The 22,184-nt window shown below is 70.0% G+C and carries 23 protein-coding genes and 1 pseudogene; 11 read left to right on the top strand and 13 right to left on the bottom strand.

Annotated features, from left to right (window positions below; all coding sequences use genetic code 11):
- The first annotated feature begins 3 nt into the window (after positions 1-3).
- The 7 genes from FJ091_06695 to FJ091_06665 all read left to right on the top strand — a co-directional run bounded on the left by FJ091_06695 (position 4) and on the right by FJ091_06665 (position 6,691).
- Positions 4-495, top strand: coding sequence for a VOC family protein (locus FJ091_06695; protein MBM4383043.1), 492 nt, complete (start codon positions 4-6; stop codon positions 493-495).
- Complete coding sequence (locus FJ091_06690) at positions 495-1,322, top strand: SDR family oxidoreductase (GenBank protein ID MBM4383042.1); 828 nt, start codon at positions 495-497, stop codon at positions 1,320-1,322. The genes FJ091_06695 and FJ091_06690 overlap by 1 nt, the downstream gene beginning before the upstream one ends.
- 45 nt (positions 1,323-1,367) lie before the next feature.
- On the top strand, positions 1,368-2,969 hold the full coding sequence (locus FJ091_06685) for an NAD(P)/FAD-dependent oxidoreductase (GenBank protein MBM4383041.1): 1,602 nt from the start codon (positions 1,368-1,370) through the stop codon (positions 2,967-2,969).
- Between the two features lie 100 nt (positions 2,970-3,069).
- Positions 3,070-3,621: a TonB-dependent receptor plug domain-containing protein gene (locus tag FJ091_06680; GenBank protein ID MBM4383040.1), complete on the top strand. Its 552-nt coding sequence runs from the start codon at positions 3,070-3,072 to the stop codon at positions 3,619-3,621.
- 57 nt (positions 3,622-3,678) lie between these two features.
- A complete protein-coding gene (locus FJ091_06675; GenBank protein MBM4383039.1) occupies positions 3,679-5,346 on the top strand; it encodes a TonB-dependent receptor in 1,668 nt (555 codons plus the stop codon).
- Between the two features lie 60 nt (positions 5,347-5,406).
- Positions 5,407-5,574: a TonB-dependent receptor gene (locus tag FJ091_06670; protein ID MBM4383038.1), complete on the top strand. Its 168-nt coding sequence runs from the start codon at positions 5,407-5,409 to the stop codon at positions 5,572-5,574.
- A gap of 97 nt (positions 5,575-5,671) precedes the next feature.
- Positions 5,672-6,691: a class II histone deacetylase gene (locus FJ091_06665; protein ID MBM4383037.1), complete on the top strand. Its 1,020-nt coding sequence runs from the start codon at positions 5,672-5,674 to the stop codon at positions 6,689-6,691.
- 18 nt (positions 6,692-6,709) lie between these two features.
- Here the strand turns inward: FJ091_06665 and FJ091_06660 are convergent, their stop codons facing one another.
- The 10 genes and pseudogenes from FJ091_06660 to FJ091_06615 form a co-directional block, all read right to left on the bottom strand.
- The gene (locus FJ091_06660; protein MBM4383036.1) at positions 6,710-7,573 is read right to left on the bottom strand and encodes a xanthine dehydrogenase family protein subunit M; all 864 of its coding nucleotides are present in this window, start codon (positions 7,571-7,573) and stop codon (positions 6,710-6,712) included.
- A gap of 54 nt (positions 7,574-7,627) precedes the next feature.
- A complete protein-coding gene (locus tag FJ091_06655) occupies positions 7,628-9,976 on the bottom strand; it encodes a molybdopterin-dependent oxidoreductase (GenBank protein MBM4383035.1) in 2,349 nt (782 codons plus the stop codon).
- The gene (locus FJ091_06650) at positions 9,976-10,452 is read right to left on the bottom strand and encodes a (2Fe-2S)-binding protein (GenBank protein MBM4383034.1); all 477 of its coding nucleotides are present in this window, start codon (positions 10,450-10,452) and stop codon (positions 9,976-9,978) included. The genes FJ091_06655 and FJ091_06650 overlap by 1 nt, the downstream gene beginning before the upstream one ends.
- Before the next feature lie 143 nt (positions 10,453-10,595).
- The gene (locus tag FJ091_06645) at positions 10,596-11,540 is read right to left on the bottom strand and encodes a MoxR family ATPase (protein MBM4383033.1); all 945 of its coding nucleotides are present in this window, start codon (positions 11,538-11,540) and stop codon (positions 10,596-10,598) included.
- A gap of 11 nt (positions 11,541-11,551) precedes the next feature.
- Positions 11,552-13,408 carry an AAA family ATPase gene (locus FJ091_06640; GenBank protein MBM4383032.1) on the bottom strand — a complete coding sequence of 619 codons (1,857 nt, stop codon included), beginning with the start codon at positions 13,406-13,408 and terminating at the stop codon, positions 11,552-11,554.
- Between the two features lie 8 nt (positions 13,409-13,416).
- Positions 13,417-14,232 (bottom strand): annotated as a pseudogene (locus tag FJ091_06635) (SAM-dependent DNA methyltransferase).
- A gap of 153 nt (positions 14,233-14,385) precedes the next feature.
- A complete protein-coding gene (ettA, locus tag FJ091_06630) occupies positions 14,386-16,059 on the bottom strand; it encodes an energy-dependent translational throttle protein EttA (GenBank protein MBM4383031.1) in 1,674 nt (557 codons plus the stop codon).
- A 105-nt stretch (positions 16,060-16,164) separates the two neighbouring features.
- On the bottom strand, positions 16,165-17,028 hold the full coding sequence (locus tag FJ091_06625) for an NAD(P)-dependent oxidoreductase (GenBank protein ID MBM4383030.1): 864 nt from the start codon (positions 17,026-17,028) through the stop codon (positions 16,165-16,167).
- Positions 17,025-17,477: a pyridoxamine 5'-phosphate oxidase family protein gene (locus FJ091_06620; protein ID MBM4383029.1), complete on the bottom strand. Its 453-nt coding sequence runs from the start codon at positions 17,475-17,477 to the stop codon at positions 17,025-17,027. Before FJ091_06620 ends, FJ091_06625 begins: the two co-directional genes overlap by 4 nt.
- A gap of 2 nt (positions 17,478-17,479) precedes the next feature.
- Positions 17,480-18,331 carry an SCO family protein gene (locus FJ091_06615; GenBank protein ID MBM4383028.1) on the bottom strand — a complete coding sequence of 284 codons (852 nt, stop codon included), beginning with the start codon at positions 18,329-18,331 and terminating at the stop codon, positions 17,480-17,482.
- Positions 18,332-18,401: 70 nt separating this feature from the next.
- Here FJ091_06615 and FJ091_06610 point away from each other — a divergent pair, with 70 nt between their 5' ends.
- Both FJ091_06610 and FJ091_06605 read left to right on the top strand, forming a co-directional pair.
- A complete protein-coding gene (locus tag FJ091_06610) occupies positions 18,402-18,773 on the top strand; it encodes a hypothetical protein (GenBank protein ID MBM4383027.1) in 372 nt (123 codons plus the stop codon).
- A 3-nt stretch (positions 18,774-18,776) separates the two neighbouring features.
- Positions 18,777-18,971 carry a hypothetical protein gene (locus FJ091_06605; protein ID MBM4383026.1) on the top strand — a complete coding sequence of 65 codons (195 nt, stop codon included), beginning with the start codon at positions 18,777-18,779 and terminating at the stop codon, positions 18,969-18,971.
- Between the two features lie 8 nt (positions 18,972-18,979).
- Here FJ091_06605 and FJ091_06600 read toward each other — a convergent pair whose 3' ends face one another.
- The 3 genes from FJ091_06600 to rplX are packed head-to-tail and all read right to left on the bottom strand — an operon-like array spanning position 18,980 to position 20,131.
- Positions 18,980-19,588: a glutathione S-transferase family protein gene (locus tag FJ091_06600; GenBank protein ID MBM4383025.1), complete on the bottom strand. Its 609-nt coding sequence runs from the start codon at positions 19,586-19,588 to the stop codon at positions 18,980-18,982.
- Between the two features lie 16 nt (positions 19,589-19,604).
- Positions 19,605-19,775 (bottom strand): 50S ribosomal protein L33, encoded by a 171-nt coding sequence (gene rpmG, locus FJ091_06595; protein ID MBM4383024.1) that lies wholly within the window; start codon positions 19,773-19,775, stop codon positions 19,605-19,607.
- A gap of 14 nt (positions 19,776-19,789) precedes the next feature.
- Positions 19,790-20,131 (bottom strand): 50S ribosomal protein L24, encoded by a 342-nt coding sequence (rplX, locus tag FJ091_06590; GenBank protein MBM4383023.1) that lies wholly within the window; start codon positions 20,129-20,131, stop codon positions 19,790-19,792.
- 152 nt (positions 20,132-20,283) lie between these two features.
- Between rplX and FJ091_06585 the strand changes: the two genes are divergently transcribed.
- Positions 20,284-21,783 carry a PQQ-dependent sugar dehydrogenase gene (locus FJ091_06585; GenBank protein ID MBM4383022.1) on the top strand — a complete coding sequence of 500 codons (1,500 nt, stop codon included), beginning with the start codon at positions 20,284-20,286 and terminating at the stop codon, positions 21,781-21,783.
- A gap of 62 nt (positions 21,784-21,845) precedes the next feature.
- Positions 21,846-22,067, top strand: coding sequence for a hypothetical protein (locus FJ091_06580; protein MBM4383021.1), 222 nt, complete (start codon positions 21,846-21,848; stop codon positions 22,065-22,067).
- Positions 22,068-22,184: the final 117 nt, after the last annotated feature.

Here is a 22,184-nt window from a genome sequence, read left to right as displayed (position 1 = left end):
GCCATGGCCACCGTCGACCTCGCCAAGGGACCGCGCCGCATCGGCAACGTGGAGCTGCCGCCGATCGACCAGGTCGGCTTCGTGGTGCGCGACCTCGACGAGACGATGCAGCGCTATGGCGCGCTGTTCGGCCCGTTCTCGGTGATGGAATCGGCCCTAACAGGTGTGCTGTATCGCGGCGTCCCGACCGACGTGAGCATGCGCATCGCCTACGGCAGCGCGGGTGAGCTCGAGATGGAGTTCATCGAGATCACGTCGGGCGAGTCCGCCCACACCGAGTTCTTGAAGGCGGGCCGCGAGGGCATCCACCACGTGCGCTACCGCGTGCCCGATTGCGCCGCCGCGGTCGCCGCGCTGGCGGGCGAGGGCTTCGCGCCGATCTGGCAGCACGACATGGGCTTCGCGAAGTGGGCCTACCTCGAGCACGCGAGCCGCGACGGCGTGCTGATCGAGGTGTTGGAGATGGCGAGCGCGCCGCAGACGCAGGAGACGTGATGGACCTCGGTCTCGCGGGCAAGACGGTCGTGGTTACGGGCGGCAGCGGCGGCATCGGGCGCGGGCTCGTGCTCGAGTTCGCGCGCGAGGGCGCGAACGTCGCGATCGCGACGCGCGACGCCGCCAAGGGGCAAGAGGTCGCCGACGCGTGCGCGGGCCTCGCAGGCAAAGCCGCGCTCGTGCAGACCGACGTGACGAGCAAAGCCTCGGTGGAGGCGATGGCGGCCGAGACCGAGCGCCGCTTCGGGCCGATCGACGTGCTGGTCAACAACGCCGGCGGAGTCGCCTACCCGCGCGCGTTTCTCGAGAAGCCGATGGACGAGGCCGAGTGGGAGGTGAATCTCAACGTGTGGGGCGTGTTCCACTGCACGCGCGTCGTCGGCGCGGGCATGGTCGCGCGGGGGCGCGGCTCGATCGTGAACATCACCTCGAACTCCGCGCTGATCGGCGGCGCGGGCAACATGGTCGCGACGTACGCGGGCACCAAGGGTTTCGTGATGTCGTTCTCGAAGGCCGTCGCGTTCGAATGGGGCGCCTCGAACGTTCGCGTGAACTGCGTCGCGCCGGGCTGGATCGTGCCGCACGAGAAGGAGCACGTCGGCGCGGGCAGCTTCTGGAACAAATTCGGCTTCGAAGTCTTCGGAACCCCCGAGCGCATGGCCGCGGCTGCAGAGAGAGGCGAGCTCTTCAACGTCGACAATCAGCCGATCCGCCGTATCGGGCGCCCCGAAGACATCGCCTGGCTCACGATGTTCCTCGCGAGCGAGCGAGCCGCGCACCTAACAGGTCAGCTCGTGAGCGTGAGCGGCGGCGCATACATGCCGTGAGACGCACGCACTCGCGCTACCCAGTCGCTCCGCGAAGGAGTTCCCATGAGCACAAGCCAGCCCGCTGAAACCCTCGACGCCGTGATCGTGGGCGCGGGCCTCGCCGGCCTCTACATGCTGCACAAGCTGCGCGCGCTCGGCCTCTCCGCGCGCGTGTTCGAGGCGGGCAGCGGCATCGGCGGCACGTGGTTCTGGAATCGCTATCCCGGCGCGCGCGTCGACATCGAGAGCGTGCAGTACTCGTACGCGTTCGACGAGAAGCTGCAGGACGAGTGGCGCTGGAGCGAGCGCTACGCGACGCAGGCCGAGCTGCTGCGCTACGTCGATCACGTCGCGGACCGCTTCGACCTGCGCCGCGACATCGTGCTGAACACGCGCGTCGAGAGTGCGCACTACGACGAGGCGCGCGACGAGTACGCCGTGCGCACGAGCCGCGGCGACGCGCTGCGCGCGCGCTTCTTCATCATGGCGGTGGGGTGCCTCTCGTCGACGAACACACCGAAGTTCCCGGGCCTCGAGTCGTTCCGCGGCGCGAAGTACCACACGGGCAACTGGCCGCAGACGCCGCCCGACTTCACGGGCAAGCGCGTCGCCGTGATCGGCACGGGTTCCTCCGCCATTCAGTCCATCCCGCTGATCGCAGAGCAAGCCGCACACCTCACGGTGTTCCAGCGCACGCCCAATTACTCGGTGCCCGCGCATAACGGGCCGATGCCGCGCGAAGTCGAGGAGCGTGTGCGCGCGAACTACGCGGCGTTCCGCGCGGAGGCGGCGCAGCGCGGCTTCGGCGCCGACTTCCGCGACAACCCCGCGACCGCGTTCTCGGTGAGCGACGCCGAGCGCGAGGCGGAGTACGAGGCACGCTGGGCGTACGGCGGCCTCGGCTTTCTCGGCGCCTACGCGGACCTGATGTTCGACGCGAAGGCGAACGAGACGGCAGCCGAGTTCCTCCGCAGCAAGATCCGCAGCATCGTGAAGGATCCCGCGACGGCGGAGTTGTTATGCCCGAAGACGCCCGTGGGCTGCAAGCGGCTGTGCGTCGATACGGGTTACTACGCCACCTACAACCGGCCCAACGTCACGTTGGTCTCGGTCAAGGACGCCCCGATCGAGCGCATCACGCTGAACGGCCTCGTCACGGGCGGCCGCGAGTACGAGGTCGACTGCATCGTGTTCGCGACGGGCTTCGACGCGATGACGGGCTCGCTCGTGCGCGTCGACATCCGAGGGCGCGGCGGGCGCAGCCTGCGCGAGAAGTGGGAGGCGGGTCCGACGACGTATCTCGGCGTCGCGACTGAGGGCTTCCCGAACTACTTCATGATCACCGGACCCGGCAGCCCCTCCGTGCTCAGCAACATGCTTCCGTCGATCGAGCATCACGTGAACTGGATCGCGCGCTGCATCGACGATCTCCGAAAGCGCGGAGCGAAGCGCATCGACGCGCGCAAGGACGCCGAGGACGCGTGGGTCGTGCACGTGAACGAAGTCGCGCACACCTCGCTCTACCCGAACTGCAACTCCTGGTATCTCGGCAGCAACGTGCCGGGGAAGCCGCGCGTGTTCATGCCCTATCTCGGCGTGCCGCCGTATCGCGCGAAGTGTGAGGAAGTCCGCCGCAACGGGTACGAGGGGTTCGCGATTACCTGAGAGGACCCACGCACAGTCCGGTGCGCCGCGCGCGCACGCTGTGGTAGGAAGCCGCTTGGATTCTTTGCGGCGCTCGGCGCCGCTCGGCAGGGGGACCACGATGCTCGACGTTCGCCGTTCGCTCGCGCGGCGCGTGAGCGTGTCATTCATCGCACTTGCCTCGGCTGCGCTCGCGCAAGAAGCCGCACCAGCTCCCGAAGACGAAGGCCTCGAAGAGATCGTCGTGACGGCGACGAAGCGCGCGCAGGACGTCCAGGACGTGCCAATCGCGATCTCCGCGCTGACAGGCGACGACCTCGTCGACCGCAACATCACGAACACGATGGACCTGATGGGCGCGCTGCCGAATCTTCAGGTCACGACGGCCTACGGGAAGACGCAGCCGAACTTCTCGCTGCGCGGCATCTCGGTAGCCAACGAGTTCAACTCGACGACGGCCTCGCCGGTCGGCGTGTACGTCGACGAGGTCTACCAGAGCCTGCGCGCGAGCCACGGCGGGCAGCTCTTCGACCTCGAGCGCATCGAGGTCGTGCGCGGCCCGCAGGGCACGCTGTTCGGCCGCAACACCACGGGCGGCGCGGTGAACTTCTTCACGAAGAAGCCGAGCCTCGGCGAAGCGACGGGCGAAGTGAGCGCGGGCTACGCGAACTAAAGCACGTGGCGACTCGCGGGCGCCGCCGAATACACGCTGATCGAGGGGCAGCTCGGCGTGCGCGTCGCCGGCCAGATCACGCAGGGCGACGGCTACACGAAGGATCCCTTCGATGGCCGCGACTACGGCACCACCGACTCGTTCGGCGCTCGCCTCACCTTGTTGTGGGCGCCCAGCGAGGACTTCGAAGCGACGTTCAAGCTCTACACCTCGCAGGACGACCCGCGCGGCGACGCGCCCGTCGGCATCGGCCAGAACCCCGACGGCACGATGCTGCTCGGGTACAACCGCTTCAATCCCGCGCGACCGAAGGGCGCGACACCGGGACGCGCGCTGCGCAAGAACGAGGTCGAGGCCGACACGCAGGGCGAGTACTACACGTCGACGAGCGGTGGCGTTCTGACGCTGAACTACTCGCTCAACGACACGATCGACTTCACGTCCATCACGGGCTTCGACGTCGCGCACTACGACCTCTTGCCCTTCGACTGCGACGGCTCGCCGTACAACATGTGCGCGATCCGTTACGACACGCGCAGCAAGAGCTGGAACCAAGATCTGCGCGTGAACTACACGGGTGATCGCCTGAGGGTCGTGGGCGGCTTCTATGCCGGCCGCGATCGCACGAAGACCCATAATCAGCCCGACTTCTTCAACTTCCTCGTCGAAGACTTCGGCGTGCCCGTGGGCTTCTTCAATGCGCCACTCGCGGTCGGTATCGCGTCCATTCCGGACGGCACTGCGGCCTGCGGCTCGGTGCCGGTCGGCGGCGCGCTGTTCTCGGTGCTGGCACCGGCCTTCGGCATCGCCGCGAGCGATCGCCCGTTCGCCGCGACGGGATGGTGGGACGGCCGGGGCTTCATCGATCCGGTGAACTGCATTCCCGGTGTGAACGCGCTGCCGCTCTCGCCCGTGCAGCTCGACCAGTTCTACAAGCTCTCGCGCCCGTCCTTCGCGCTCTACACCGAGGCGGAATACGACCTCACCGAGTGGTTCACCCTGATCGCCGGCATCCGGTACACGTGGGACACGCTCGAGTACTACGACGGCAAGACCTACGTGATGAGCTCGGATCGCAGCGCGATCGTGGCGACGACGGTGCCGTACAGCTTCCCGTACGACCCGAGCCTGCCGGCCGTGGAGCAGAGCGAGCAGACGCGCCGCGTGACGGGGCGCGTGATCGGGCGCTTCCAAATCACTGACTCGATCTCGACCTACGTGAGCTACAGCCGCGGCTACCGCGCCGGTGCATACAACGCGCTCGCTTATCAGGGCACGAGCCAGGTGTACCTCGCGGACCCGGAGCAAGTGGACGCCTACGAGGTCGGACTCAAGTCGCGCCTGTTCGGCGATCGCGTGCAGCTGAACGGCGCCTTCTTCTACTACGACTACAAGAACCAGCAGATCCAGGAAGTCATCCAGGTCACGTCGTACCTGCGCAACGTCGACGGCCGGCTCTACGGCATCGAGGCGGAGCTGCTCGGCCAACTCGCCGATTGGTGGCGTGTCGACTCCTCGTTTGGTTGGCTCGACACGCTGTATGACGACGGCCAGATCTTGAACCAGGTCACGAACGTCGACATCTGCGGCAACGAGTTCCAGAACGCGCCGGACTTCACGTTCACGATCGGCAACGACTTCACGCTGCTGCAGCGCGAAGCCGGCTCGCTGATCGCCCGCTTCGACGCGAACTACATGGGCAACTGGCAGTACGACATGTACTAGGGCCGCATTCCGGCTTCGCCGCAGCTCGACGCAGGCAGCAAGCCCTACTGGCTGCTCAACATGCGACTCGCGTGGGACTCGGAGCACTACACGATCGCGGGCTGGGTGAAGAACCTGACCGACGAGTACTACAACGTGTACGGACTCAACATCAATCCTTTCCTGCTCGACTACTTCCAGCGCGGCGCGCCCCGCACGTACGGCATCGACTTCACCTACAAGTTCTGAAGGCGGCGCAAGAGTGGCTCGAACTGGCTTCGTCTTTCACGAGCGATATCTCTGGCACGACACTCGCTCGGCGGCGGGCTTCATTCCTGCCGGCGGGATGGTCGAGCCGGATCGCCACGCCGAGAACCCCGACACCAAGCGCAGGCTGAAGGGCCTGCTCGAAGTGTCGGGGCTGCTCGCGCGACTCGAACGCATCGAGCCGCGCATGGCGAGCGAGCACGAGATCCTGCGCGTCCACACGCGCGAGTACGTGGAGCGCGTGAAGAAGCTCAGCGCCGAGAACGGCGGCGACGCGGGCGCGCTCACACCGTTCGGGCCTGGCAGCTACGAGATCGCCCTGCTCTCCGCAGGCGGGACGCTCGCGGCGACGGACGCGGTGCTCGACGGCCGCGTGCGCAACGTCTACGCGCTCGTGCGCCCGCCCGGCCACCACGCCGAGTCCGATCTCGGGATGGGCTTCTGCATCTTCTCCAACGTCGCGATCGCGGTGAAGCACGCGCGCGAACAGCGCGGGCTCTCGCGCGTCGCCGTGGTCGACTGGGACGTGCACCACGGCAACGGCACCGAGAGCGCGTTCCTGCGCGACCCGAGCGTGCTCACGATCTCGCTGCACCAGGACAATTACTTCCCCGCCGGCCGCGGCTTCTTCGAGCACGACGGCGAAGGCGCAGGCAAGGGCTTCAACCTGAACCTGCCGCTCCCGCCCGGCTCCGGGCACGGCGCTTACGTCGCCGCTTTCGAGCGCGTGGTGGTGCCCGCGCTGCGCCGCTTCCGCCCCGAAGCGATCTTCGTCGCGTCGGGCTTCGACGGCGGCGCGATGGATCCGCTCGGCCGCATGCTCGCGACGAGCGCGACCTTCCGCGCGCTCGCGCAGTCGCTGCTGGCCGCGGCCGACGAGCTTTGCGGCGGGCGCCTGATCCTCTCGCACGAAGGCGGCTACTCGACCGCGCACGTTCCGTTCTGCTGGCTCGCCGTGATCGAGGAGCTGTCGGGCATCCGGACCGGCGTCGCAGATCCGTTCCTCGAGTTCTTCGCCGGCATGGGCGGGCAGGACTTGCAGCCGCATCAGGACGCGGCGATTCGACGCGCGGAGGGGCTGCTCAGCGCCATCCGCTGAGCTTGCGTCGTGCGGCTCCTACCCCTGCTGCGCCCTCTGAATCGCCCGCTCGATCGTCCTCGCCGCGAACACCCCTAACAGGTGCCGCCGATACTCCGCCGAGGCGTGCATGTCCTCGAGCGGGTCCGCCTCCGCGATCTCCGCGCAGAACGCGCGCAGCGCCGGGCCGCTGACGGCCTTGCCGCGCAGCTTCGCTTCGAGCGACTTCGAGCGGAACGGCACGCCGTTCACGCCCGTGACGCCGATGCGCGCGTCGTCGATCACGCCGGTGCGCTCTGCGGTGATGCACGCGGCGACGCCCACGATCGCGAAGCCCGACGCGGGCTGGCGCAGCTTCGTGTAGGCCGTGCCGGTCTTGTGGTTGGGAACGGGGAAGCTCACTTCGCTCAGGATCTCGCCTTCCTGCACGGCGCTCGTCATCAGGCTCTGGAAGAACGCATCCGCGGCGACCGTGCGCGTGCCTGTCGCGGACACGAGCGTCGCTTCGCCGCCGAGGGCGATGAAGACCGCCGGCCAGTCGGCTGCGGGGTCGGCGTGCACGAGCGAGCCGCCGAGCGTGCCGCGGTTGCGCACCTGCGGGTCGGCGAGCACGGCGCCGGCTTCGGCGAAGGCGTGCACGCGCGCGAGCTCGGGGTGCGTCATCACGGCGGCGTGCGTCGCGCGTCCGCCGATGCGGATGCGGCCCCCGCTCACCGCGATCGCGTCGAGCCCCGCGACGCGGCCGAGATCCACGAGCAGCGGCGCCTCGGCGAGGCGGTGTTTCAGCGCGGGAATCAGGCTCATGCCGCCGCCGAGCACCTTCGCGCCCTCGGTCCCTGACAACAGCCGCACCGCTTCGTCGAGCGTGCGCGGCGCGGCGTAGTCGAATTCCGCCGGGATCATCGTGCGGCTCCAATCTGGTGAGCTTCGCTCGCCTTCGGCTCGCTGCGCGCCGCGCTACGCACGGCTTGCGCCCGCCTGCTGAATCAGCCGCCACAGCTTCTCGGGCTTGAGCGGCATGTCCACGTGCGAGACGCCGAGCGGCGCGAGCGCGTCGAGCACCGCGGACACGAGGCACGGCGTTGACCCGATCGTGCCGAGCTCGCCGATGCCCTTTGCGCCGAGCGGGTTGAGCGGGCTCGGCGTGCAGGTCGAGTCGAGCTCGATGCGCGGGAACATCGCGGCGCGCGGCATCGCGTAGTCCATGAACGTCGCGGTCATCAGCTGGCCGCTCTCGTCGTACCGGACCTCTTCGCAGAGCGCCTGACCGAGACCTTGGATGATTCCGCCGAGGCGCTGTCCGTCCGCGAGCAGCGGGTTGATGATGTTGCCCACGTCGTCGACGGAGACGAAGCGCTCGATCGCGAGCTGGCCCGTCTCTCTGTCGATCGTCACGGTGCAGAAGTGCACGCCGAACGGGAACGTGGTGCCGCTCGGCTCGAAGCGCGCGACGGCTTCGAGGCCCGGCTCCTCGCCCGGCACCGCCACGCCCCAGGTGTGCGCCGCGCTCGCGACGTCGGCGAACGTGAGCTTGCGCGCCCCGCCGACCACGCTGAAGACGCCGCCGTCCACGTTCACTCGCTCTTCGGTGGTGTCGAGCAGGTGCGCGGCGATGCGCTTCGCCTTCGCGAGGATCTTCTGCGCCGCCATGTGCACCGCGGTGCCGCCGACCACGAGGCCGCGGCTGCCGAAGGTGCCGACGCCGTGGGTCACGACGTCGGTGTCGCCGTGGATCACGTTCACCGAGTCGATGTCGATGCCGAAGTAGTCCGCGACCATCTGCGCGAACGCCGTCTCCTGGCCCTGCCCGTGCGGCGAGGCGCCAGTCATTACGGTGACCGCGCCGGTGGGCTCGACGCGCAGCTCGGCGCTCTCCCAGAAGCCCGCGCGTGCGGGCGCCGCGGTGCCGGTGCTGGGCCCGAGCCCGCACACCTCGGTGAACGTCGCGACACCGATACCGGCGAGCTTGCCCTCGCTGCGCGCGCGATCGCGCGCGGCGATCGCGCCCGTGTAGTCGAAGCGCGCGACTGCTTTCTCGAGGCACGCCTGATAATTCCCGCTGTCGTACACGGCGCCGGTCGGCGCGTGATACGGGAACGCGTCCGGCGCGATGAGATTGCGCCGGCGCACTTCGACGCGATCGAGGCCGAGCTTGGCCGCGATCGCGTCCATCGCGCGCTCGACGTAATAGGCGGCCTCGGGCCGGCCCGCGCCGCGGTAGGCGTCCGTCGCCATCGTGTTCGTGTAGACGCAACTCGTCTCCCACGACACGGCGCGAATCGTGTACGGACCCGCGGCGAGCAGATGCGTGAAGGTGGGGATCAGCGCACCGAGCATCGAAACGAAGGCGCCCATCTCGGCGATCGTCTTGCCGCGCAGCGCGAGCACGCGCCCGTCGCGGTCGTAGGCGACGTCGAGCGTCGTCACCTGGCCGCGCCCGTGCGCGGCGTTCGCGAGGTTCTCGGTGCGCGTCTCCGCCCACTTCACGGGGCGGCGCAGCTTCTTCGAGATCCACGGCAAGAGGCACTCCTCGCCGTAGGTCGGAATCTTCTGCCCGAAGCCGCCGCCGACTTCCGGCGCGATCACGCGCACGCGCAGCTCGGGGATGCCGAGACAGATCGCGACGTTCTGCTTCGCGGCGTGCGGCGTCTGCGTCGAGGTCCACAGCGTGAGCTTCTGCGGGCCCTCTTCCCAATGCGCGACGACCGCTCGCCCTTCCATCGGCACCGGCGCAACGCGCTGATTGAGCAGCTTCAGCGTGAGCGTGCCGTGCGCTTCGGCGAAGAGGCGCTCCGTGTCGGCGTGCGGATTCGAGATCGTCGCGGCGAGGTTCGTTCCGAACTCCGGATACACGAGCGGCGCGCCAGGCTGCAGCGCCGCTTCGGGATCGACGGCCGCATCGCGCGAGTCGATCTCGACCTCGACCGCCAGCGCCGCATCGCGCGCCGCGTACTTGTCCTTCGCCACGACCACCGCGACGGGCTGGCCGACGTAGCGCACCTCGCCGTCCGCGAGCAGCGGATGCGGCGCGTGCTTCATGCCGGGCAGCACGACCCACGCCGGGGTTTGCCCGACGTTTCCGCGCAGGTCGTCCGCGGTGTAGATCGCGGCCACGCCGGGCAGTGCGCGTGCGCGCGTCGCATCGATCTTCACGATGCGCCCCGCCGCATAATCACTGCGCACGAACGCCGCGTGCAGCATGCCGTGCAGCTTCACGTCATCGGTGTAGGTGGCCATGCCGCGGATCAGGCGCGGGTCCTCGCGCCGCTTGATGCGCTCGCCCACGTGGATCGGCTTCACGGGCATCACTTGCCCTCCCGCGCGAGCCGCGCCGCGTGCTGCACCGCGTTCACGATCTGCTGATAGCCGGTGCAGCGGCAGATGTTGCCTTCGAGCGCGTGGCGAATCTGCGCCTCGCTCGGATCCGCGTTCTGCGCGAGCAGCGCGGAGGCGGCCATGATCATGCCGGGCGTGCAGTAGCCGCACTGGAGCCCGTGCTCTTCCCAGAAGCCGCGCTGCACGGGATGCAGCGCGTCGAGCTCGCCCATGCCCTCGATCGTGCGCACGTCGCAGCCGTCGGCCTGCACCGCGAGCATCGTGCAGCTCTTCACCGCCATGCCGTCTACGTGCACGGTGCACGCGCCGCACAGCGTCGTCTCGCAGCCGATGTGCGTACCGGTCAGGGCGAGGTTCTCGCGCAGCCAATGCACGAGCAGCGTGCGCGGAGCGACGTCGTCCTCCTGCGCTTCGCCATTCACGTTCACACGGATCTTCACGCCCACTCCTTTGCGAGCTCCGCTCGGCTTCGCCTCGCTGCGCGCGGTCTGCGGCGCTGGGCACCGCTCGGCCGCTTGCGGCTTCACGAGCTGCGATCGGTCGTTGCTCGGTGTGGTACTCCCCTTCGGGCGGTGCAGCCTAGTGCGACTCACGCGACCCGCGCGATCACTTCCTCGATCTTCTCGTGCGCTTCTTCCGGCACGCGAAAGGTGGTCATCCAGCGCAGCACCGCGAGGTCGTCGCTCGCAACTTCGCTGCGGCCCGCGAGCCAAGCGCTGCCGCGCAGCAGCTTCACCGCTTTCACGAGGAACGTGCGGTCCGTGAGCAGCGAGTTCGTCTCGTCGCAGCCGTACTCGGCGCGCAGGATGCGCAGCGCTTCGAGCAGGGCATCGCGCGCGCGCGGCGGGACCGCGATTCGCGCGATGGCGGCGAATGCGGCGTCGAGCGCGCCGCGATCGCAGACCGCGCTCGCGCGCGGGTCTTCCGCGAGCGCGCCGGACGCCGCGCGCTCGACCAGCTCGCGCGCGGGCGCGAGGTCTTCTGCGCCGAGCAGGCCCGGCACGCGCAGCTGCAGCGCGAAGCGGTCGAGGTTCGCGGGGTCCAGGGGCTCGTTGTAGTACTCGTCGCGCTGCGGGTTGCTCGTGGCGATCGCCGTCAGCAGCGGGATCGAGACGTCGCCGAGCTTGCGCTCCTGCAGCAGCCGTAACAACACGTTGAGCGCCTCGCCGGGCGCGCGCGAGATGTCGTCGAGCACGCACACCTCGGCGGTCGCGATGCCACCGGGCAGAACGCGCTGCGCGATGCGCTCGCCCCCGCTCGGCAGCGGCGCGCGCTCGAGCACCGTGTCGCCCACGAGCTCGGCGAGCCGCGTGTCGCGGTGCAGCTGATAGAAGAAGAAGCCGAGCCCCGCGGCGCGCGCGGCGACTTCGGCCATGCGCGTCTTCGCCGCGCCGGGCGGACCTTCGAGATAGATGTGCTCGCGGCACACGAGCGCGAGCACGAGCGCGCGTTTCGCCTCGTCGTGGCCCACGACGAACGCGTCGAGCTGTGCGGCTACGGCGCGGATGCGTTCGCGTGCGAGGGCGGCGTCCATCGCGCGCGTCTCTATCGCACGGCGCGCAGCGGCGCGACGGCGCGCGGCGGCTGCGCCGGAACGAGGGTGACCCGCGAGCGCTCGCGAACGGCGCGGAAGCAGATGCCACCCGTCTCGCCCGCAAGCTCGGGCAAGAGCGCGGGCATCTCTTCGGTGCCGAGGAACACGGTATGAATGCGAGCGCCGAGCTCTTGCGCGAGCGCGCGCTCGCGCGTGACGCGCGCGTCGCCGACGACCGGCATGCCGTCGGTCAGCAGCACGATGTGCCCGCCGCGCTGGCCGAGCGCGCGTAGGGCGGCGAGCGCGACCCGCAGCGGCGCCTCGTAGCTCGTGCGCCCCTCGGCGCGAGCGAGCCGCGCGCGTTCCAGCAGCGCGCGCGTGCGGCGATGAAAGAGCGCGCCGTCCACGAGCAGCGGCTCCGCGTCGTGATGAAACTCGACGTAGCCGATGCGCATGCGCCGCTTCCCTGCGGCGCGCACGATGCCGGCAATCACGTCCGCCGCGAGCCGCGTGCGCGCGCCTTCCATCGAGGCGGAGATGTCGCGCAGCAGCGCGAGTGCGCCGCCCTCGCTGCGGCGCTCGCGGCGCAGCAGCGCCGGGCCACTCGGCCACGCGCCGTCGGCCCACAGCAGCAGCTCGGCTGCGTCCGCGTCGAGCGCGTCGTCGAGCCGGCGCAGCGGCGCACGCCGGCGCGGCGAGCCGCCCGGGTCCGCGGCGCGCTCCGCCTTCGCGCGATCGATCCGGCCTGCGAGCGCGCGCACCAGGCGCGACACGTCCGCCGGCTCGGGGCGATGCCGCAGCGGCGCGAGCGGCGAGAGCAGCGCGCTCCGCTCGGCCTCGCGCCGCTCCGTGGGCGGTATGCGCGCGCGGCCGCCCGCGTCACCCGCCACGGCGCGACCCGCGCGCGGCGTCGTGGAAGGCGGCGCGAGCTCGCCGGCCGCCGCGCGCTCCACGAGCTGCTCGGCCGCGCGCAGTAACGACTCAGGCACGCGCGCGGCGAGCATGAAGCGCGCCGCGCGCAGATCCGCGCGCGCGGCTTCGCTGCGCGCGTGCAGCAGCGCGTGGGCTCGCAGCACCGCGAGGCCGATCGCCGCGACGACGCGATCGCTGGGAAGCTGCGCGCCCGCGCTCGCGCACAGCTGCGCGATGCGGCGCCAAAGCGCGTGCCAATCGGCGAGGACGGCGGCGGGCAGCGCGACGCGAGCAGCGGCGGCCGGGGAAGCGGCGATCGCGAAGTGCCACGTCGTGGGGTCGGGATCTTTCCCCCTCGCATCCGCTTGCAGCTCACTCGCACGCGCGAGCAGCGCGCTCGCCTGCGTCGGGTCGCTCGCGAGCGCGAGGCCGTGCATGCGCACCTGCAGCGCGAAGCGGTCGAGCTGGGCGGGCTCGGGCGGGTCGGCGTGGCGCGACTGCCAGCGCGGTAGCAGCGTCGCGACGGCGCTCGCGAGCGGCAGTGCGCCGTGCGGGCCCTCGCGCTCGGCGAGCATGCGCAGCAGCGGCGCGAGCGCCTCGCCGGGCGCGCGCTCGAGGTCGTCGAGATGCCACAGCTCGGCGCGCGCGAGCGCACTCGGCAGCGTGCGCAATGCGATGCGCTCGCCGCGCGCGTGCGGCTCGCGCACGAGCGCGACATCCCCGAGCAGCGCCGCCGCGCGCGTGTCGCGATGAAACGCGATGCGCGCGGCGCTCCCGCCCGCGGCGCCGAGCCACGCCTCCGCGAGCGCGCTCTTGCCGCAGCCGCTCGGGCCGATCAACAACGCGTGCTGGCGCGCGAGCCGCGCGAGCACGAGCGCCGTCTTCGCGTCGTCGTGGCCGACGATCGCCGCGTCGAGCGCGGCGCGAAGCCGTGCGATGGCGTCAGCGGGAGTCATGCGCGCGCGTGCGCGATCTGCCCGTCGATGCCGCGGATCGCGAGGTTCATCTTCGCGAGCCGCCAGGTCGTGTAGTTGCTCTCCTGCCCGTAGATCGAGACGTCCGCCTTCTTCTTGCTGCCGTTGCCATTGCCGTTCGCGTGCGCGCGAATGAACTCGAGCGACTGCACGAACATCCCCGACGATCCGCAGCACGGGTCGTACACGCGGCCGCGGTAGGGCTCGATCATCTCGACGAGCAGCTTCACCACGCAGCGCGGCGTGTAGAACTCGCCGCCCTTCTTGCCCTCGGCGCCCGCGAACTGGGAGAGGAAGTACTCGTAGACGCGGCCGAGCACGTCCTTCGCGCGGCTGGCCTCGTCGCCCACCTTGATGTTGCTGAGCAGGTCGATGAGCTGGCCGAGTCGCTCCTTGTCGAGCGCGGGGCGCGCGTACTCCTTCGGCAGGACGTTCTTCAGCACCGGGTTGTCGCGCTCGATGCCGCCCATCGCGTCGTCGACGAGCCGGCCGATCGTCGGCTGCCGAGCCTGCGCCTTCAGGTGCGTCCAGCGCGCCTCGGGGGGAACCCAGAAGATGTTCTGGGCGCGGTACTCGTCGGGATCCTCGGGATCGGCGCCGCTCGCCTTCTCCGCGATGAGCTTCGCGTGCTGCTCCTCGAAGGCGTCGGAGATGTACTTCAGGAAGATCAGGCCCAGCACGACGTGCTTGTACTCGGCCGCGTCCATGTTGTTACGGAGCGCGTCGGCGGAGGCCCAGAGCTTGGCGCGGAAGTCGAGGTCGGAGGTATTGGCGTTGGCGGGCTTTGGCTGCTTCGGGCGCGCCATGGGCGACCTCAAGGACGACGACTCTACGATGCTTGTTCGTCGATCCGCTCCGTGTGAACTGCTTCACAGGGACAGATCGCACCTCGCGCTCGCGGAGCACGAGCCGATCAGACACTCGCTCGCGGCCCAGCGTACTCGGGGCACCCGAGCACCTCAGCGATGCAAGCTCTTGAAGCGCACGCGGTGCGGCTGGTCCGCCTCGGCGCCCTTGCGGCGCTTGTAGTCGGCCTCGTACTCCTGATAGTTGCCCTCGAACCACTCGGCGTGCGAGTCGCCCTCGAACGCCAGCATGTGCGTCGCGATGCGGTCGAGGAACCAGCGGTCGTGGGAGATCACCACGACGCAGCCCGCGAAGCCGACCAGCGCGTCTTCGAGCGCGCGCAGCGTGTCGACGTCGAGGTCGTTGGTCGGCTCGTCCAGTAACAATACGTTGCCGCCGCTCTTCAGCAGCTTCGCGAGGTGAACGCGGTTGCGTTCGCCGCCCGACAGCTCGCCCACGCGCTTCTGCTGGTCCGCGCCCTTGAATCCGAACGACGAGACATAGGCGCGCGATGCGATCTCGCGCTTGCCGAGCGGGATGCGCTCGGCGCCGCCGCTGATCTCCTCCCACACGGACTTGTTAGGCGCGAGCGCGTCGCGGCTCTGGTCCACGTAGGCGAGCTTCACCGTCTCGCCGAGGCGGATCGATCCCGTGTCGGGCTTCTCCTCGCCGACGAGCATGCGAAACAGCGTGCTCTTGCCCACGCCGTTCGCGCCAATCACGCCCACGATGCCGCCGGCGGGCAGGTTGAACGTGAGGTCATCGATCAGCAGGCGGTCGCCGTAGCCCTTCATCAGGTTCTTCGACTCGATCACGACGTCGCCGAGGCGCGGACCGGCGGGGATGTTGATCTCGACCGTCTCGGGCAGGCGCGCTTCCTCTTGCTGGCGCAGCGCCTCGAACTCGCGGATGCGCGCCTTGCTCTTCGACTGCCGCGCGCGCGGCGACATCTTGATCCACTCCATCTCGCGATCGAGCGTGCGCTGGCGCGCGCCGGCCTGCTTCTCCTCCACTGCGAGGCGCGCCTTCTTCTGCTCGAGCCAGCCGGTGTAGTTGCCCTGATACGGGATGCCGCGCCCGCGATCGAGCTCGAGGATCCAGCCCGCGACGTTGTCGAGGAAGTAGCGGTCGTGCGTGACGGCCACGACGGTGCCCGGGTACTCCTGCAGGAAGTGCTCGAGCCACGCCACCGACTCGGCGTCGAGGTGGTTCGTGGGCTCGTCCAATAACAACATGTCCGGCTTCGACAGCAGCAGGCGGCACAGCGCGACGCGGCGGCGCTCGCCGCCCGAGAGCTTCGTCACGTCGGCGTCACCCGGCGGGAGGCGCAGCGCGTCCATCGCGATCTCGAGCGTGTGATCGAGCTCCCAGCCGTTCACCGCGTCGATCTGATCCTGAAGACGGCCCTGCTCTTCCAGCAGCTTGTTCATCTCGTCATCTTCGAGCGGCTCGGCGAACTTCGCGCTGATCTCTTCGAAGCGCACCAACAAGTTCTTGACCGACGCGACGCCGTCTTCGACGTTGCCCTTCACGTCCTTCGTGGGATCGAGCTGCGGCTCCTGCGCGAGGTATCCGATCTTCAGCGCCGGGTGCGGGCGCGCCTCGCCGAGGAAGTCCTTGTCGACGCCCGCCATGATGCGCAGCAGCGAGCTCTTGCCCGAGCCGTTGGGCCCGAGCACGCCGATCTTCGCGCCGGGCAAGAACGCGAGCGTGATGCCGTCGAGGATCACGCGATCCGGCGGAACGACCTTGCGCAGGTCGTGCATGGTGAAGACGAAGTCGGCCATGGCGCGCAGCTCCCGGTGCGGAAAGGGCGCGCAACGTAGCCGCCGCGCTGTCCGAGCGCGTCAGCTCAGCCGGAGCCGACTCCGCTCGGCGCCGCCTCGCGGCGCCTACCGCACCGCCTCGATCAAGCTCGACGTGTCACGCCGCCCGCCGCCGCCGCGCTGGAGCTGCGCGTAGAGCGCGTCGACCGCGCGCGCGGCGTCGACGCTCGCGCCGATCCGCGCGGCCTCGGCGAAGGCGATGCCGAGGTCTTTGCGCATCCAGTCCACCGCGAAGCCGAAGTCGTAGCGGCGCTCGGCCATCGTGCGCGCGCGGTTGTCGAGCTGCCATGACTGTGCCGCGCCTTTCGAGACCGCCTCGATCACGCGCGTGAGATCGAGGCCGGACTTCTCCGCGAACGCGAGGCCTTCGGAGAGGCCCGCCAGCACGCCGGCGATGCAGAGCTGGTTCACCGCCTTGGTGAGCTGGCCCGCGCCGCTCGGCCCGATCAGGAGCGCAGCCTTGGCATAACAAGCGAACACTTCGCGCGCGCGCTCGAAGGCCGCGGCGTCGCCGCCGGCCATGATGCTCAGCTGCCCGCGCTTCGCGCCCTCTTCCCCGCCCGAGACCGGCGCGTCGACGAAGTGCGCGCCGCGCTTCTCGGCTTCGGCCGCGAGCTCGCGCGCGAGGGCTGGCGATGCAGTCGTGTGATCCACGAACACCGCGCCGGGCGCGAGCGCGGCGAAGGCGCCCTGCGCGCCGAGCGTGATCTCGCGCAGGTCGGCGTCGTTGCCCGTGCAAGCGAACACGAACTCTGCGCCGCTCACGGCGTCCCGCGGCGTCGAAGCGACGCGCCCGCCGTACTCGGCGGCCCACGCCTCCGCCTTCCCGCGCGTGCGGTTGTAGGCGACGACTGCGTGCCCCGCGCGCGCGAGGTGGCCCGCCATCGGGCGGCCCATCGCGCCGAGACACAGGAACGCCACGCTGCTCATCGATCCTCCTCTGCGGCGCGCACCGCCTCGGCTGACGCCGCCCAGCTCGCCACGCGCGCCGGCTCGATCCGTAACAACTGCGCAGCGCCCACGTGGAGCGGTGTCGCCGCGTACTGCGAGTACTTCGCGCGCAGCGCCGCCTCCGCAGGCGCGATGCTGGCGCTGGTGGCCCGCGCCACGCCTTCGACGCGCAGCCACCAGAGCCGCGACCAATCCTCGGCGTAGGCGTCGAGCAGCACGCTCACGCGGGAGTCCCGCGCCAGGTTCGCGACCCGCGCGAGCGCGGCGCCGCGCTTGGGCTTGCCATCGATCGGCGACCAGAGCGCGCCGCTCACCCACGCGAACACGATCGGCACGAGCGCTGCGCTGCCGTCGGCGCGCAGCGTCGCGAGCACCGCGCGCGGCTCTCGCGCGAGGCGCAGCTCGATCGCGCGCGGCGACAGCTCCATCCCTAGGAAGCGGAGGCGATCTCGACGAGCGCCTGCTTCACGTCCTTCACGCTGTCCTCGACACCGAACAGGCGCTTCACCACGCGCCCCTTGCCGTCGACGAGCAGCGTCACCACGACGTGGTCGACCTCGCCGGGGTTCTTGCTCTTCTGCGCGAACACGCCGTAGCGCGCGAGCACATCGCGCACGCGCTCGGGCTCGCCCGTGAGGAACGACCAGCTCGCGAGGTCCGCGCCGCGAACGCGCGCGTAGCTCGCCATCGCCTCGGGCGTGTCGCGCTCCGGATCGAGGCTGATCGAGACGAAGTGCGTGCGCGCGCGAATCTCGGGCGCGAGCTCGCGCTGGATCTGCGCGTGGCGGCCGGTCAGCACGGGGCACGGGCCGGGGCAGTGCGTGTAGATGAAGTCGATCAGCAGCGTCTTCCCGCGCAGGCTCGCCAGCGTGACTTCCGCGCCGGCTTGATCAGTGAGCGCGAAGTCGGGCGCGAGGTCCTCGACGACGCCCGCGATCGCGCCGGGGCGGCCGGGCGCCGCCTTCTCTTCGAGCACCTCGGCGTCGATGATGCGGAACACGCGGTCGCGAATCTCGAGCGTGAACGCGATGCGCTGGCCCGGCGCGAGCTTCTCGAACACGGCCGCGTCGGGCACGTCGAAGCTCATCGTCATCGCCGGCATCACGCCGGGCACTTCTTCGTGGTCGATCAGCGCTTGTTTGTGCGCGTCGTCGACGTCCTGCACGACGCCCTCGACCTCGTAGCGGTGCAGCTTCTCCGCGGGATTGCCCGCGTCGCAGGCGCCGAGTGTTGCCGCAACGACCAGAGCGAGTGCGAGCCGCAGCGAGCCACGCAAGGACATCCCCAGCGCAATCTTTCCGTGGACCACGCGCGCCCCCCTGCGTCGAAGCGAGATACGCGAGAATCGCGTCATGACGAGGCCTCCTGCGCACAACGCGAGACGACGCGCACACGTTACCGCCGCGATCGCGCTCCTTGCGCTCGCCGCGCTGCTCTTCGCCTCGCTCGCGAGCGCGCAATCGCGCGAGCTGCGGGCACCCGCGCAGTGGACGCCCGCACTCGAGGCGGAGGCAGCGCAGCTCGAGGCCGCGCTCGCCGAGGCGCCGCTCCCCAGTGGCGGCGCGCTGCGCATCCGCCTCGCGTTCGGCGCGCAGGCAGACCTCGATCTGTACGTGACCGATCCGCTCGCCGAGACGATCTACTTCGCGAACGAGCGCGCCGCCGCGGGCGGGCGGCTGGTCGCCGACGTGCGCTGCGACTCGAAGACGCCGCGCATCGAGTAGGTCGTGTTCGCGGCGCCGCAAGCCGGCGCCTACCGCGTGGGCGTGGACTACATGGTCTACCGCGAGCAGTGCGGCGCGCAGCCCGAGGTGATGGCCTACGTGATCGCGATCGAAGACGCCGCCGGACGCCGCCTCGAACGCGGCCTCGCGCGCAAGGGCATCTTCGACCCGCGCCGGCTCGAGCTCACGCGCGAGTAGCTACCGCGTCACGCCTTTGCGCTGGGGCGCGCGCTCATCTCGGCGAGCCAGCGCAGCACGTTCGTGTGCTCGGGCGCGGGCCGGATCTTCACGACGCGAGCGAAGTCGACGCCGACGAACGCGGTGATGTCGGCGATCGAGTAGCGCTCGCCCGCGATGAAGCGCCGATCCGCGAGCATGCCGTCGAGCATCCCGAGCGCCCGCTCGGCGCGCTGCTTCGAGACCGCGCCGAACTCGGGCACCTGCGGCATGCGGCTCTTCATGAACTCGTGCGTGTTCTGGAAGCACTGGAAGATCGGCATCGAGAGCTCGAGCTCCATGCGCCGGTTCCACATCTCGACCAGCGCGCGCTCCTTTGCGCCGATGCCGAACAGCGGCGGCTCGGGCTGCACTTCCTCGAAGTAGCGGCAGATCGCGACGCTCTCGGAGATGCAGGTGCCGTCGTCGAGCTCGAGCACGGGCACCTGCCCGAACGGATTCTTCGCGCGGAACTCGCCGCTGCGATTCTCCGACTTCGAGATGTCGACCTGCGCGACGGGGACGCTGATCCCCTTTTCCGCCAGGAAGATCCGCACGCGCCGCGGGTTCGGAGCCGTTGCGTTGTCGTGCAGCTTCATCCCGCGACTCCGCGCGCTACTTCAGCTTGGCTTCCTTGTAGACGACGTGCTTGCGCGCCACCGGGTCGTACTTCTTGAACTCCATCTTGTCCGGCGTGTTGATGCGGTTCTTGCTCGTCGTGTAGAAGTGGCCGGTTCCGGCCGTCGACTCGAGCTTGATCTTCTCGCGCTTGCTCTTCTTGGCCACGGTTCACTCCCTAATCACTTGCGCGCCGGCTCGGCGAGCACTTCGCCGCTCTTCTTGAACACGCGCACCTTCTTGCCGTCTCGAACTTCGAAGCCCACGCGGCCGGGCTTGCCCGTCTTCGGGTCGACCAGCATCACGTTCGAGACGTGGATGAAGCCCTCGCGCTCGATGATGCCGCCCGCGGGGTTCTTCTTGCTGCGCTGCGGCTTCAGGTGCTTCTTCTGAATGCGAACGCCCTCGATGCGCACGCGCCCGGCGACGGGGTCGACCTCGAGCACGCGGCCTTGCTTCTTGTCGCGGCGTTCCTTGCCGGCGATCACCTGAACGAGGTCGCCTTTGCGAATGCGCTGAGCCATGACGATTCCTTCGCGAACGTGGGCCGGCGGAGCGGCCCCGGGTGCCGGGCGAGCCCAGGCAGGGCCCGCCGAAAGGAGGCGCAGTTTTTCGTTCGAGGCGGCAGGTGTCAACCGCCAACCCCTCGGATTTGCGCCGGTATGCTGCGCGGCCTATGCGAACCCGCTGGCTCCTCGTGATCTCTCTCGTGTCGGTCCTCGGCGGCTGCGGCGACAGGTTCGCCGTGAATGCCCCGATCATGAACTCGCTGTTCGGCTGGGGCGGCGAGCCGCCCAGCGCGGAGGGCGCCCGGCGACTGAAGGTCGCGAGCGGATACGAGGTTTCGCTGTACTCCGTGGTCCCGGGCGTGCGGATGCTGGTGGCCACGCCGCGCGGCGACCTGATCGGCTCGATTCCCCGCGAGGGGCGCGTGGTGCTGCTGTCGCGCGACAAGAACGAGGACGGCGCGCCGGACTCCGTCCGGGACTTGCTGACCGGCCTCTCGCGCCCCCACGGCCTCGCGCTGTCGCCGGACGGCTGGCTCTACGTCGGCGAGGCGGCTTCCGTGGGCCGGGTGCGCTTCGACGTCGCGACGGGCGCGATCGACGGCGCCCTGGAGACCGTGGTGTCCGGACTGCCGGAGGGTGGCAATCACTGGTCGCGCAACGTGGGCATCGGGCCCGACGGGATGCTCTACGTGACGGTCGGGTCGAGCTGCAACGTGTGCTTCGAGGACGACGAGCGCCGCGCCGCGATGCTGCGGTACGCGCCGGACGGCAGCGGCTACGAGCTTTATGCGCGTGGGCTGCGCAACGCCGTGGACTTCGCCTGGCGGCCGGTGACGAACGAGCTGTTCGCGACCGACAACGGCCGCGACCTGCTCGGCGACGACTTCCCGCCCTGCGAGCTGAACCGCGTCGTGCGCGGCGGGGATTACGGCTGGCCGGTCGCGAACGGGGACCGGATCGCGGACCCAGATCTCGGCGCCGGCCAGGAGGCGCGCATCGCCGCCTCGATCCCGCCGGCATTTGCGTTCAACGCGCACAACGCGCCGCTCGGGATCACGTTCCTGGCGCACCCGGCGCAGCCGGCGAGCCACCGCGGCGTCGCACTCGCTGCGCTGCACGGCTCCTGGAACCGCACGCGCAAGGACGGATACCGCGTCGTCGCGCTGCGCTGGGACGCTGCCGGCGCGGTTACGCAAGAGGACTTCCTCAGCGGCTTTCTCGTCGACGACGAAGTCTTCGGGCGGCCGGTGGATGTCGTGGAAGCGCCGAACAGCGGCACGATCTACGTGTCGGACGACTACGGCGGCGCGATCTATGCGATTCGCCCGAAGGGGACCGGACCCGCAGGCGGCGCTGCGCCCGCCCCTCAGGCAGCCGCCGCAGCCGGGCGCGATTCCCTCGCCGCGCTCGACCCGAGTGAGCGCGCGGCGCTCATCGCGCAGGGCGAAGCTGCGTGGGGTGCGAACGCATGCGCCACTTGCCACGACGTCGCCGTCGCCGCGCCGGGCATGGTCACCAAGCCGCTGACGGCGCTCCACGCGCGCTTCGACCTCGACTCCCTCACGACGTTCTTCGCCGCGCCCACGCCGCCGATGCCCGCGCCGCCGCTCGATGAAGCCGGGCGCCGCGCGCTCGCGGCCTATGTGCTGGGTCGCTTCGGAGACTGAGCGCGCCGTCTCACCCGCCGCATTCGCACCGCCGAAGAGGAACCGTGCGCCACCAACGACTCATGCGAGAGCTCGCGATCGCCGCCGGTGTCGGCGCGCTCGTCACCGCGAGCCCGCTCACCGGCGACGATTTCGGGCCCGCCGCGATCGCAGGGGCGGCCGTCGGCGGCGCGCTCTTCGGCTGGCGCAATCGTCGCGGGCTCCCGCAAGACACCGCGGACGACGCCGCGCACGAGCCGACGTTCGGCGCGCTGCCGCTCCTCGCGTGGGCGCTGCTCGTGTGACCTGCTGGCATTTCTCGGACCAACGGTCTCTAGAGAACGGCCCCTGGTTGCTCTGTTGATCGACCTCGCGCGGCAAACTCTGCCGGCGTGAGATTGCCGAGGCTCGAGTGCGGACGG

The sequence above is a fragment of the Deltaproteobacteria bacterium genome (assembly GCA_016875395.1).
Classification (GTDB): Bacteria; Myxococcota_A; UBA9160; order UBA9160; family UBA6930; genus VGRF01.
The sequence above is the reverse complement of the archived record's forward strand: the minus strand, read 5'-3'. Positions and strand labels throughout refer to the sequence as shown.